The 13951-nt window shown below is 60.4% G+C and carries 7 protein-coding genes and 2 rRNA genes (1 of these 9 cut by a window edge); all 9 read right to left on the reverse strand.

The window, feature by feature from the left end; translation table 11 throughout:
- Positions 1–50: 50 nt before the first annotated feature.
- Positions 51–998 carry a TauD/TfdA family dioxygenase gene (locus tag HU722_RS24805; protein WP_065880783.1) on the reverse strand — a complete coding sequence of 316 codons (948 nt, stop codon included), beginning with the start codon at positions 996–998 and terminating at the stop codon, positions 51–53.
- 340 nt (positions 999–1338) lie between these two features.
- Positions 1339–1830 carry an outer membrane lipoprotein YfiB gene (gene yfiB, locus HU722_RS24810; protein WP_065874654.1) on the reverse strand — a complete coding sequence of 164 codons (492 nt, stop codon included), beginning with the start codon at positions 1828–1830 and terminating at the stop codon, positions 1339–1341.
- Positions 1831–1834: 4 nt separating this feature from the next.
- Positions 1835–3097: a diguanylate cyclase DgcN/YfiN gene (dgcN, locus tag HU722_RS24815; protein WP_065874653.1), complete on the reverse strand. Its 1263-nt coding sequence runs from the start codon at positions 3095–3097 to the stop codon at positions 1835–1837.
- Positions 3094–3669 carry a regulatory sequestration protein YfiR gene (yfiR, locus tag HU722_RS24820; protein WP_065874652.1) on the reverse strand — a complete coding sequence of 192 codons (576 nt, stop codon included), beginning with the start codon at positions 3667–3669 and terminating at the stop codon, positions 3094–3096. The genes dgcN and yfiR overlap by 4 nt, the downstream gene beginning before the upstream one ends.
- 141 nt (positions 3670–3810) lie before the next feature.
- Positions 3811–5883, reverse strand: a complete 2073-nt coding sequence (gene recD, locus HU722_RS24825; protein ID WP_065880784.1) for an exodeoxyribonuclease V subunit alpha — start codon at positions 5881–5883, stop codon at positions 3811–3813.
- Entirely contained in the window at positions 5880–9554 is a 3675-nt protein-coding gene (recB, locus tag HU722_RS24830; RefSeq protein ID WP_065880785.1) for an exodeoxyribonuclease V subunit beta, read from the reverse strand. Before recB ends, recD begins: the two co-directional genes overlap by 4 nt.
- Positions 9551–13003, reverse strand: a complete 3453-nt coding sequence (recC, locus tag HU722_RS24835) for an exodeoxyribonuclease V subunit gamma (RefSeq protein ID WP_065890053.1) — start codon at positions 13001–13003, stop codon at positions 9551–9553. Before recC ends, recB begins: the two co-directional genes overlap by 4 nt.
- Before the next feature lie 145 nt (positions 13004–13148).
- Positions 13149–13264 (reverse strand): 5S ribosomal RNA (rrf, locus tag HU722_RS24840).
- Between the two features lie 156 nt (positions 13265–13420).
- Positions 13421–13951 (reverse strand): 23S ribosomal RNA (locus HU722_RS24845); it runs 2361 nt beyond the window's last position.

Raw genomic sequence — 13951 nt, forward strand, 5'->3', positions numbered from 1 at the left:
TTCGGCTTATGGCGGATAGTGGGGGGATGTAAGTTATGAGCATCGGTGCATCATTGTTTGCGTAACCACATCCGTAGCATGTAGCGATTTAGATCGTTCAAGGATTCCGCATCATCAATCACGCAACGTGGAGTATTCATATCTATAAAGTGCGTGCGGGTGTGGAGAAACTTGTTATCGGCTGAAATGAGTACCTGCCCTGGTTCCAGCAACACTCGATGCTGAACCGATGACTGATCGAGAACGGTGTCCAGAAAGTCTAGCGCTTGGGATTGGGCCACTGTTAACGGCACTCCCGCCTTAAGGTGAGCGGACTCAATGTAGACGCGAAAATATCTGATCAGCGGGATACCCTCATTGGAAAAGCTCAAAATAGGTGTTTTGAACAACTGTTCCTCATCTGACATACCGCGGTTTTCAAAAAAGAAGTCGCACTTAAGCTCTTCCAATATTTCTGGAAACGCCATCAGCTCTGCGTATACCGCGCTTGCATCAATCAGAATGCTCTCACCTCCCAAAAGCGCTTTTTGTCCGCAAGCCAAGATCAAGTAATCGATAGGCAACGGGTCGCTCACTCCATCGTTGTGCACATAGGCACCTTGGCGGGTTTGATGGTATCTCGCACCTTCCTCAATGCTCTTACCGCCTCTGTCATAAACCTCAATCACCTTGTGACCGAGATGGTTTTGCACCATTGGCACACCGAGTAGAGATCCAAATGTCCATATCAGCGATTTGAAACTTGCAAGTTTGTCGACCTTAAAACCATCAAGAATCAAGACATGGCTTTCATGATCGACCATGGTTCGGATTCTATCTAGCTCCTTATTCAGGACGGGTAATTGTAGAGGATTGATGTGCGCGGCTTTGGTATCGAATCGAACTCCCTTACGCTCAGACTCGAACAACTCTCTTGCGCTCAACAGCTCGTCAAAAGCAATGTTTGAAAGTCTAGCTTTAGAAACTTCCTGGCGGAAATTACTGACGTTTATGCTCATCGCAGTCCTTTACGGTGGTTAGTTGGCGCGGCCATTTAACTAAGCCCACCCTTTGCGAAAAAGCGAAACCTCGTCAGCCTAGCCATCAAGATTCGTCATGGCAGACGTCTCCTACAGGAAACATACTTGACGGTCTTTGCTGAGATACGGTGATGGTGCATCAACGCAGGCGATGACACCGGGCAGCTAAGCGAACACTGTAGCAAGGCACCGCAAAACCCACTGTGGGAGCTGGCTTGCCTGCGATGGCAGTGTGTCAGTCAGTACATCGCGTACTGATACACCGCGTTCGCAGGCAAGCCAGCTCCCACATTTTGACTGCATTTCAAATTGAATTCGCTCAGCCCGCACTCACCACGATCGACACTCGCCGATTCTCGGTGCGCCCTTCAGCGGTGTCATTGGAGACCACCGGTTTGCTACTGCCCAAGCCGCGCAGCTGGATGTTTTCTTCTTTCATACCCACGCCGGTCAGCACCGTGGCCACGCTTTTGGCACGGCGCAGGGACAGCTGCTGATTGTAGGTTTCCTTGCCAGACGCATCGGTGTGGCCATCGACGCGAACGCGTTCGATACCTACGCCAAGCAGGGCCTTGCCGATACGCTGGACGATGTCGGTGCTGGGTTGGTTGAGGGTCTCGACATCGCTGCCAAACAGCACTTTGCCGGACAGGCCGAATGACCAGCCTTCGTCGGTCATTTCAAAGCCTTGCTGCTTGAGGACCGCGACCTGCGCTGGGGTCAGGCCTTTGGGTGGGGGCGTCTGACAGCCGCCGAGGGCGAGCAGTGCCATCAGCAGGGTGATCAACATGAAACGTGCGGTGGTGAACAAGGGGTCAACTCCTGTGTTGAAGATTGACGGCGGCGTGCTCCGACTCCGCCGTGTGCTGGCCGCCCGAGGACAGGCGCTTGGCCTGGTACATCGCCGCGTCGGCCGCATTGAGCAGGGTGCCGGGGGTGGCACCATGATCGGGGTAGATGGCGATGCCGATACTCAGGGAGGTCAATACCTCGGTATTGCCGGGCACGGGGATCGGCAGGTCCATGCTGGCAATGATTTTGTCGGCGATACGCTCGGCGTCTGCCACCTTGTGCAACGGCGCCAGCAGGATGGCGAACTCGTCTCCCCCCAGGCGCGCCACCAGGTCATCTTCACGCAATTGCGCACGCACACGCTGGGCGACGGCCACAAGGACGGCATCGCCGGCGGCATGGCCAAAACTGTCATTGATCTCTTTGAAGCGGTCGCTGTCGAGATAGAGCACCGCCACCTGTTCTTTGACTTTGGCGGCGCTGCGCAGGGCGCGAATCAGGCGGCCTTCGAAGAACGCCCGGTTGGGCAAACCGGTGAGGCTGTCGTGGTTGGCCTGGTGGGCGAGGAATTCGTTTTCGCTCTGCAGGTGGCTTTGCCAGGCTTCCATCTCGCCGAGCAAGGCATTGAAGTCACTGCCCAGACTGTCGAGCTCGGCGATTTGCGCCGGCGGTACGCGGCGATCGAAGTCACGCTCGCTACGAGCGGCGTGGGCCACGGCGGCAAGGCTTTGCAGCGGGCCGGTGATGCCCCGCAACAGGCGTCGCGCCAAATGCAGGGCAACCCACGCGCTGAGGGCGGTGCAGATCAGGATGCCAGCCAGACCACTGAGCAGGAAGCGCAGCAAGCTACCGCCGTGGCCAGTGAGAAGAATGCTGCCGACGGCTCGCCCTTGGTGGAGGATCGGCTGGCTGATGGGTTGCTCGAGCAGGGTATGCGCCAACTCCAGCTCAACCCGCGACAGCATGCTGGTTTCCGGGCGCACCCACTGAGCCAGCAACTTGCCATTGGCATCAAGGACTTCAGCCTGGGCCACCTCTTCGGTGGAGGCAATCACGCTGAGGGCCTCGGTGGCCGCCGCACTGTCGTTGAACACCACCGCTGCCTCAACGGTATAGCTGATAGAGCGCGCGATCAGGTGCAAGTTGTGTTCGGCATAGACCCTCAGCGCCAGCACGCCGAGCAGCGTCAGGGAAACACTGGCCAGAATCACCGCCACCAGCGCCAGGATCAGGTGCCCCCGGCCGATGACCGAGCGTAGCGTCGGTCGCACTTTATCGGCCTTCATGGTGCGGGCGCTCGGCGACGTGACAACTGCAACACGCTGGGGTGAATACGTACGCCACTGCGGGCGACGGAGTCGAGATTGACTTCGAATGACACTTGCTCATCACTCACCCGCAGGCAGAACAGGCTGCCCACGGTGCACTGGTCGCCGCCTTCGCTGATGCTGAGCACCGGGTGGCCGATCAATGAGGTAAACAGCTGGCTGCGCTCATCGGCACTGAGTTTGCCGATGTACACCGCATCGCAGGCGTCGACGATATCGGGATGGCTGGCCAGCAGGCGTTGCACAACGACCGGACGGCCGGTGGCCTGGGTCGTGCCTTTGACCAGGTCGTCGGTGTATTGGGTCGGGCCGACGATACACAGGCGCAATTGCGCAGGCTCTACCGGCCAGCGCGCATAACTGAGGATACCGAGCACCACTTGGGTGACCGCTTGGGCACGGTGGGCGGCAAGGTCAATGGGCTCGGGCGCCTGGGCGAAGACGCGTGGTGCGAGCACGCACAGGGCCGCCACCAGCAACATGCGTCTCCAGCTCAAACTGCGCTCTGTGGGCGAGACAGCCACGTTCATGCAGCGATACTCTCAGTTTTTTTTCAGATGATGCCGCAACGATAGCACAGTGGTGGAACCCCTCAGCGGAATGGGTCTTCACGTGGCCCGCTATTTTTTCAGAAAAATCAGACGCCTGAATAAGAAATATTACATGACCTGTCACTCAGTTTTTTCTGATTCGTGCCCCAGCTCAAGCATCAGCCCACTCAAGCGCTTGACCTTGCGCCTTACCGCTTCTTCAAACACGCCGCCACGCGGTTCGATCAGGCTGAACCAGCGCTTGGCCCGGGTGATGCCGGTGTAGATCAGTTCTTTGGTGAGCACCGGGTTGAGCGCATCCGGCAGGATCAATGCCGTGTGGATGAACTCCGATCCCTGGGATTTATGCACGGTCATCGCGTACACGGTTTCCACATCATTCAGGCGGCTGGGCAGCACAAAACGCACGCCGCCCTGGCCATCGTTACGTGGGAAGGCGACACGCAGTACCTGCGGGCCGCCATCGCTTTCGGGCAATTTGAGGGCGATGCCGATGTCGCCGTTCATCAAGCCCAGGCCGTAATCGTTGCGGGTCATGAGCACCGGGCGGCCTTCGTACCATTGCTCGTCGCCCTCGACCAGCCGCACCTTGCGCAAGGCTGCGGTGATGCGCAGATTCAGGCCTTCCACACCCCAAGGGCCTTTGCGTACCGCGCAGAGCAGTTGGAAGGCATCGAAGGCTTGCAGCAGTTGTTGCGCCCAACGGGTCCAGGCGGGGGCTTCGCGTGGGGTGTCGGGAGATGGACGCGCGCTTTGCAGCAGGTTGAGGTAGTAGCGATAACCTTGGGCGCCGTCGCTGCACTGCCCGTCCAGGACCAGGCGCTCGAGGGCGTGGTCGCGCTCGCCCTTCAGGCTGACGCAGAACAGGTCACTGTGGCTGCGTGCCGTCAGCAGCTTACGGGCTTCTTCAGCATTTTGCTGGTTGACCCAACGCGCCAGTTGGCCGATGCCACTGCCTTCGCCGAAACGGCGTGAGTAACGCAGCATCACCACTTGCTGGGCCAGGGGATGGCTGCCGTCGAGGTCTGCCTGCAGGCCACTGGTGCTGAGGTCTTCGCCACTGACGGCTTGCAGCCATTGGCGGGTCTCGGCGCTGTAGAAGCCGGCTTCCGCGTCGCGGCACAAATCACCGAGCACGGCACCCGCTTCTACCGAAGCGAGTTGGTCCTTGTCGCCCAGTAGCACAAGCCGTGCATGGGGCGGCAAGGCGTCGAGCAGGTTGGCCATCATTTCCAGGTCAATCATCGAGGCTTCGTCCACCACCAGCACATCCAAGGGCAATGGGTTGCCGATGTGATGACGGAAATGCCGCGTGCCCGGGCGACTGCCGAGCAAGCGGTGGACAGTGGTGACCTGAGTCGGGATCTTTTCCTTCACGTTGTCCGGCACTTTCAGCGACAGCACTTGCTGGCTGATGGACTCGGTGAGGCGTGCAGCGGCCTTGCCGGTGGGCGCAGCCAGGCGAATGCGCAGTGGGCTGCCGGTTTCCACCGCCGGCGCCTGCAACAGCGCGAGCAGGCGCACCACGGTGGTGGTCTTACCGGTGCCGGGGCCGCCGGTGACGATGCTGAATGCTCCGCGAGTGGCCAGGGCGCAGGCGAGCTTTTGCCAATCGATCACGCCGTCAGGCGGCGGCTGGTCGAACAGGCTGTCAAGGCGCTGCGGCAAATCGGCGGCGACGCTTTCCTGGGTGGCGAGCCGCAGGCGCAAGGCGGTGTCGATACGTCGCTCGTAGGTCCAGTAGCGGCGCAGGTACAGGCGTTTGCCGGACAGGACCAATGGGCGACTCTGGGCGGCTTCGCTGCCATCAACTGCCAACGCGACCAGATGGCTGGCGGCCAGCGTGTGGCACCAGTGGGCGCCGTCGAGGCCGTCGAGCAACTGCGACGGCAGCAGCATGGCGCCGGTTTGCAGGTCGCCTTCAGGCGGCAACGACAGGGCGAAGTCCGGGGCTTTGAGCGTTTCGAACAGGTCGAGGCAGACGTGGCCATGGCCCAGTTGATGGCTGGTCAGCGCAGCGGCCAGCAGCACCAGCGGGTCAGCGTGCGGATCAAGTTCGTGCAGGAAGCCGACGAAGGCTTTGTCCAGGGCGCGCAACCAACCGCGATCCACCCAACGCTCCAGCAGCTGCACCAGGTCAGTGGCACGGCTGAGAGGCATCAGGTCCTCGAGCGGTAACGGCGACAGGCTCATAGCAGCACTCCTTGTTCCCAGGCGGGCTCAACCTTGGGCGGGAGGGGCTTGCCCTGGAACAGCAGGTCCAGGCCTTCGATCAGTTCCCGTGGTGGCCGGGTGAAATACGCGCCCTGGCTCACGGACTGGGTGCCGCGCAGGAATAGGTAAAGCGCACCGCCGACATGGCGGTCGTAGTCGTAGTCCGGCAGGCGCGCCTTGAGTTGGCGGTGCAGGGCCAGCAGGTAAAGTACGTATTGCAGGTCGTACCGATGCTCGAGGATCGACTGTTCCATGGCGTCCTGTGTGTAGGCCGAATCGTCGGGGCCGAGCCAGTTGGATTTGTAGTCGGCCACGTAATAGCGGCCGTCATGTTCGAACGTCAAATCGATAAAGCCCTTGAACATACCGTTGAGCAACACGGGTTCGGCGGCGACGCGGGAAACGCCGTTGTGGGTGTACTGGCACACCAGTTTGTCGAGGGCGAGTACGTCGACTTTATGGCTGGCGAACCAGAACTCCATTTCGATCTGGTAATGCTGCAGGCTTTTCAGGCTGACGTAATCGTTGTCCACAGGCAGCGCCGCTTGCAGCAAGTGGCCCAGCCAACTGCTGAGGGTGACGATCCAACCTTCCCAGTTGCGGCGATTGCAACGAGCCCCTACGGCTTTTTCGATAGCCTCGGGGGTGACGTTGAAGCCCTCCTCCCCCGCCCACTCCAGCAGACCGTGGAGAAAGGTCCCAGGGTTCGGACCGCGTGGGAACCGGTGAATGTCGCCGCCGGACGCCGCTAACTCGCGGGGAGCGTCGGGGTCGAGGCGTTCGTCATCGAACAGCTTTTGGGCTTGTGGGCTTTCCGGCGCTTCGAGACTGGCGGCACTCATGCTGTCGCCAATGCGCAAGGCGCTGTAGGAGGCGATCCACCAGTTTTCGGCCGCCTTGCGTTTGGGCAGCAAGGGCGCTCTAAGCAGGGCTTCGTTGCGCGGCGGGTGGAAGATGATGTCTTGCGCGTCGGGCACGTGGGCATAGTGGATTGCGGTGCAACCTTCTTGCAGATCCAACAACCAGCGCGCCAGACCCGTGGACTCTCCCAGCGATGCACCCGCGCCAAGCAAATAGCCCAACGCCGACAAGTGCAACACGGAGCTATTGCTGTTGCCACGCTTGAGGTCGGCGATGCCGAGCCAGCACGCATGTTTGGCACGGGTCAGGGCTACATAGAGCAGGCGCAGATCTTCGGCCAAGCGCTCGTTGTCGGCCTGGTCGATCAACTCGGCGGTCGGACGCAGACTGACCTGCGACTTGCCGTGTTCATCATGGTAGTGAAGGGGCAAACGGCTGCCATCGACTGGTTTGGCTGAGCAGATGAAAGGCAGGAAGACCAAGTCGTATTCCAGGCCCTTGGATTTGTGGATAGTCACCACCTTGACCAATTGTTCATCACTTTCCAGGCGCAGGATTTGTTCCTCACCCGCCTGGCCCGACAGCGCCAGGTGTTCGGCCAAGTGGCGGATCAGCGCCTGTTCGCCGTCCAGTTCCGATGCGGCCTGTTGCAGCAGTTCGCTGAGGTGCAGCAGGTTGGTCAGCACACGTTCGCCGTCACTGCGCGCGATCAGGGTTTGCGGCAGTTTAAAATCGTGGAGCAGGCGACGCAGCATTGGCAGCACACCTTGGGTGCGCCAGATCACGCGATAGCCACGGAACTGCATGACGCGGCTTTCCCATGCGAGTTCGTCCTGGTTCAGGCGCTCCAGTTCCGGAAGTGACAGGTTCAGGGTGACGCAAGCCAGGGCAGCGCGCAGCGGGCGCTCAACATCCGGCTCGGCGCAGGCCTTGAGCCAGGCCAGCAGGTCGTGGGCTTCCTGGGCGGCGAAGACCGAGTCTTTGTCGGACAGGTACACACTGCGCACGCCACGCGCAGCCAGTTCAGCCCGCACGACTTGAGCTTCCTTGCCGTCGCGAACGAGGATGGCGATATCTGACGGAAGCACGCCGTTGAAGCTCGCGTCCGGTTGTAGGAAACCGGCTGTGCCTTGCTGTCCGCCGTTGAGCAATTCAACAATCTGCGTGGCACAGGCGGCAGCCAATTGCTGACGGTAAACCACGTTGGAAACCGGCTGTTCTGTGGGCAAATGCCAGAGGTTCATCGCCGGCAGCGTTTGGCCATTAACGTGCAATCGTTCCTTGCGGCCTTGGGACAGCACCGAGTGGAACGGCACCGGATTCTGACCATCCGGTTCGCGGAACAGGAACGCGCCACGGCCTTTTTCTGCGCGCTGGAACACGTGGTTCACTGCCTCGACCATCGCATGGCTGGAGCGGAAGTTGGTGCCCAGCGTGTGGTGGCGGCCGGTGGTGGACTGGCGGGCGCGCAAGTAAGTGTAAATGTCAGCGCCACGGAAGGCGTAGATCGCTTGCTTGGGGTCGCCGATCAGAAACAGGCCACTGTCGAGGTGGTTTTCTTCGATGCGGTAGATGCTGTCGAAGATGCTGTACTGCACTGGGTCGGTGTCCTGGAACTCGTCGATCAGGGCCACCGGGAATTGCTCGCGGATGACACTGGCAAGGCGCTCGCCGCCGTCAGCTTTCAGCGCGGCGTTGAGGCGGATGAGCATGTCGTCGAAGCCCATTTCGGCGCGGCGGCGTTTTTCTTCTTCGAAGCGTTGCCCCACCCAGCCGGCGGCGTGCTGCAACACAGCGGCCTCGGGGGTTGGCAACGCATCGAGGGCCGACTTGAGACCGGCCATGGCGTCGATGCCAGGATGCTGGGGCGGCTCGCCCTTCCAGGCTTCGGCCATACCGTCGGGCGTGAGGCGGGTGAAGCCAGTACCGATATCGAGTTGTTCGAGAGTGTCGTCAGCAGCCCAGGCGCCGATCTTTTCGAACCACGGCTCGAAATAACGCGCTTGCATCTTGCGGCCGTCGACGGCTTTGGCGGCCACGGCTTGCAGGCAGATATCGCGTAGCTCGGCGGCCCATTGTTGCCAGGGCGCCTTGATGGTTGTCAGCGCTTCGCGACGCTCTTGAAGGCAAGCCGTGATCAGTTCGGCAGGTTCGCGGGCGTCATCGGTGGGCCGTTCGCTGCCGAACAGCGCGCGCACCCGTGGCATCAACGCGGCGGGGCCACCCCAGTTGTTGCGCACCCAGTTGAGGGCGTCGTCGTGCATCGGGTAGCAAAACAAACGCCAGTAGTCGCGCAGCACCTCACCGAGCAGGTCGCTGTGGTCGGTTTCCAGGGTCTGGGTGAACAGGCTGCCGCTGTCGAAGGCGTGTTCGCGCAGCATGCGCTGGCACCAACTGTGGATGGTCGAGACGGCGGCTTCGTCCATCCATTGCGCGGCGATGTCCAGGCGGTTGGCACAGGCGGGCCACTGTTCGGGTGGGTACTCGTCGCGCAGATCAGCGATCAGGGCGTCAGGCTGTTCAATTTCTTCGCGGAAGAACCGCGCGGCCTCGGCAAGACGAATGCGGATGCGTTCGCGCAGCTCTTTGGTGGCGGCGTCAGTGAACGTCACTACCAGGATTTGCGGCGGCAACAGCTCGCGACCAAAACCGGAGTCGTCGCCACCGTGGCCGAGGACCAGACGCAGGTAAAGGGCGGAGATAGTGAACGTCTTGCCGGTACCGGCGCTGGCTTCAATCAGCTGGCTGCCCTTGAGCGGGAAGGCAAGGGCCAAAGGTTTGCGGGTCATGCGCCGGCCTCCTCACCTGTGAGTGAGCGCCATGGAGCGTTGATCAGGGGGCGATACAGGGTTTCGCACCAACCTTCGAATTCTTCGCTGGCGATGAGCGCGGCGTAGTCGGGGAATTGCCGGGTGAGCGCTGGGGTTTCGCGACGTTCGCCGTCGGAGGTCAGGGCGTCGCCTTCGTAGGCTTTACTGGCGGCCGCCTGGGCCTTGACGGGGTCGGTTTGACCGAGCCAGGCGAAGGCGGTTTTGACGGCCACGGGCAGCGGTTTGCTCATGCCTGTGTGCCAGGCGAGCAGCAGGTTGCCGAGGATTTCCTGTGCGATGGACTTATCCAGAGGCGGCAGGAGCAAGGTGTCGTCACTGGCCACCAAGCCGGTGCTTAAAGGCAGGCCGCAAGCGCAGGCAACCACGTGATTGACCCAAGGGCGAATGAGGCGATGCCACTTGCGTGTCTTGATCGAGCCAATGCTGTTGGGGATGGTGGTGACGCTTAGCAGGCCGCCATCACTGCGTCGATGCAGACCGCTGATCCAGCCTTCCAATTGAACACCTCGATACTCAAAACTGACAGGTTCTGCGCCAGTATGCCGGGTGGGCCAAAGGGCCAACAATTGTTGATAGCGTTGCAGCAGGTCGGGCAACGGCTCGATCAATTCGTTGCGCAGGCATTCGCCGAAACCGACCATAGGCAACAGGCCACTGCCTTGCAGTCGCAAGGCCTGGGCGTGTAGGGCCTGCTCGAGATGATCGGGTTCAGTGAGTGCGGCGTTCAGCAGGCTGTCGCTTAGACTGTAGCGTTGCAGTGCGTCGAGGACGAAGGGTTCTTCGTCGGCCAACGGCACTTCGGCGGCTTCGAAGAATACTTTCAGACGTTGGCTGAAGAAGTGTTTGACTGGGTTGCGTAGGAAGTCTTGTAACTGGCCGAGGCTCAGGGGCTCGTCCTGTTTGTGCGGTGCCAGGTCGTGTTCTGTTGGGGTGGCGTCACAGGCTTCGTGGAGCAATTGCCATTCGCGGGCGTAGCTGAATAGCGCGTCGCCCTCATGGAAGTAGCGGGCGCTGAACGGTTGCAGTGGATGCTCTTGGGTCATGGCTTCGATAAGCGCTTCATCGCTGTTTGCGTGACGCCAGCCGCTGGCGAGATGGTCGCGTAGTTGGCCGATCAGTACCGAGGCAGGGCGGTCGCTGTTGTCGCGGATGCTGCGGCCCACCCAACTGATGTAAAGCTGGTCACGCGCTGAAAGCAGGGCTTCGAGCAGCAGGTACCGATCGTCTTCACGGCGTGAACGGTCGCCGGGGCGGTAATCACTGCCCATCAGGTCGAAGTCCAGCGGTGGTTGGGCGCGGGGGTAATCGCCGTCGTTCATGCCGAGCAGGCAAACGAGCTTGAACGGGATCGCACGCATGGGCATCAGGGTGCAGAAATTAACAGCCCCGGCGAGAAAGCGCTGGGACAGGCGCCCTTGGTCCAGGCCAGCCAGCCAGGCTTCACGGACTACGGTGAGAGGTAACTCGTCTTGTAGGCCCACGGACTCGCAGGTTTCCAGCCAGGTCTCTCGGAGTTGTTCGAGTTGGCCCAACAGGTAGTCGTCGTGTTCGCTGCTCGGTAGGAAGAACAGCTGCATCAGGCGTTGCAGGCGTTCGCCCCACGTCTGCGGAGGCGCGGGGTGCGACAGGGCTTGATGGGCGTCACTGAGTGCGTCGAGCAAGGCGACCAGCGGGCCGATCAGGGCGGCGTCGAGACCACCGATTTCGTCGTAGGGCTCGATGCCGTCCCACGCGGCGCCGGTGCCTACGGCGTAACCGAGCAACATGCGGCGCAGGCCGAAACGCCAACTGTTTTGTTCCAGTTCCGTGGGCAGGCCCAGGCCTGCGCGCTGTTCGGCGTTGAGGCCCCAGCGGATGCCGGCGCCTTCAATCCAGCGGTGCAGTGTGGGCAGGTCGCGTTCCTTGATGGCGAAGCGTTCGCGCAGGGCAGGAACGTCAAGCAGATCGAGGATTTCGCTGACAGGGAAGCGGCTGTCGGGGATTTTCAGCAGATGTTCGACGGCGATCAGCAGAGGGTCGCGGCCGCGCTGGCCTTGGTCAGTCAGGGTGAACGGGATGAAGCGCGGGTCGTTGCGCTCAAGCTGGCCGAACACGGCGCGGATATGCGGCGCGTAACTGTCGACGTCGGGGACCATGACGATGATGTCCCTGGGACGCAGCGTGGGGTCGGCGCTAAAACGTTGGAGCAGTTGGTCGTGGAGGATTTCTACTTCGCGTTGAGCGCTGTGGGCGATGTGGAAGCGGATTGAGGTATCTCGCTCCAGATCGACGGCAGGCCATAGTTCGCGGGTTTCATTGAGTGGGCGCAGTTCGAGGATATCGTCCTGGAGCTGATTGAGCAGCGTGGTGGGATCGCTGTCACTGAATAGGTCGATACGACCATCGCGGAACGCTGCACGGTAGCTGTTGGGGTCATCGTAGCTGTCCAGCAAGCTGATGTAGTCACGGCCTTGTTTGCCCCAGGCAGCCAGTAGCGGGTGGGCGTGCTGGTGCAGGGTTTGTGGATCGATAGTGACCGGCATGCCGGATTTACGCGCTTGGCGTTTGTATTCGTTACGCAGCAGGTCTTTGTCGGCGACGATGTCGGACCAGTGATGGCGACACGGGTTGTGTACGCAAAGCAGGACTTGGCTGAATCGTGCGAGCCCGGCAAGGGCTTCCAGCGCCTGTGCTGGCAACGAGGAGATTCCGAAAACAATGACTCGGGATGGCAGCCCTGGTGGGGCGCTCTCGAGCGTATTGATGCGTTCGATGAAGCGTTGGTGGACGCCTGCACGGCTTTCGGCCATGCCTTCTTCACCGACATCCAACAGCAGTGCGCGCCACAGTTCGGCTTGCCAGCAGTTAGCAGGATTGAGCGGTTTGGCGTCGCCCCGGCCGTTACGCAGTTGGTGGCGGCCGGCAGCCCAGTCTTCCAGCCAGTCGGCGCGGTAGACCTGGTATTGGTCGAACAAGTCAGCCAGGCGCTCGGCGAGTTGGTAGCGTTTACGCAGGTCGGTGTCGTGGGTGAGGAAGCGCTGCAACGGTTCGAAGTGCGGCTGATCGATAAGCTCTGGGAGCAGGCGCATCAGGCGCCAGGTCAGGGGGGCCTTGTCCAGCAGGGACTTGGGCGGGATTTCGTCACGGCCAAGCACCATTCGGTAGAGCTGCCACATGAAGCTGCCGGGCAGTTGCACGTCAATTGCGGCAGCAATACCGCAGCCGCCCATGTCATCCTCTTCCGGATCTTCAGCCAGGGCCAACTTGAGCCATTGAGCGATGCCGTTGCTTTGCACCAGGGCGATTTCGTTTTCCAGGGGCGCCAGGGGGTAGCGTCGCATCCAGCTGACCACCAGGCTGCGCAGTTCATCCAGGCGATTGCCGTGAACCACCATGAATCCAGCGCTGAGGGACGTCGCATCCGGCATAACGGCTTCCTTGGGAAAAGCAAAATCGAGGGTGCGACTTTAGCACTGTGGACAGTTATTGGCGGAATTGGGATGTTAGATGTCTTTTCGACCGCCCAAAACAAAACCCCTGTTCGCGTTAGCAAACAGGGGTTTCGGAATTTAATCTTGACGATGACCTACTCTCACATGGGGAAACCCCACACTACCATCGGCGATGCATCGTTTCACTACTGAGTTCGGGATGGGATCAGGTGGTTCCAATGCTCTATGGTCGTCAAGAAATTCGGGTACTGAGTCGTGACCAGATGGCCTCGCTTCAGCAAATTGGGTATGTGACAGCTTTCGGTGTTTTCGTGAGATCGAACTTTCGGTTCTATCGTCTTCACACACCGCAATCTGATGCTCTTTCGAGTAGTCAAATTGCTTGGGTGTTATATGGTCAAGCCTCACGGGCAATTAGTATTGGTTAGCTCAACGCCTCACAGCGCTTACACACCCAACCTATCAACGTCGTAGTCTTCGACGGCCCTTCAGGGGACTCAAGGTCCCAGTGAGATCTCATCTTGAGGCTAGTTTCCCGCTTAGATGCTTTCAGCGGTTATCTATTCCGAACATAGCTACCCGGCAATGCCACTGGCGTGACAACCGGAACACCAGAGGTTCGTCCACTCCGGTCCTCTCGTACTAGGAGCAGCCCCTCTCAAATCTCAAACGTCCACGGCAGATAGGGACCGAACTGTCTCACGACGTTCTAAACCCAGCTCGCGTACCACTTTAAATGGCGAACAGCCATACCCTTGGGACCGGCTTCAGCCCCAGGATGTGATGAGCCGACATCGAGGTGCCAAACACCGCCGTCGATATGAACTCTTGGGCGGTATCAGCCTGTTATCCCCGGAGTACCTTTTATCCGTTGAGCGATGGCCCTTCCATACAGAACCACCGGATCACTAAGACCTACTTTCG

Source organism: Pseudomonas tritici, assembly GCF_014268275.3.
Lineage (GTDB): Bacteria > Pseudomonadota > Gammaproteobacteria > Pseudomonadales > Pseudomonadaceae > Aquipseudomonas > Aquipseudomonas tritici.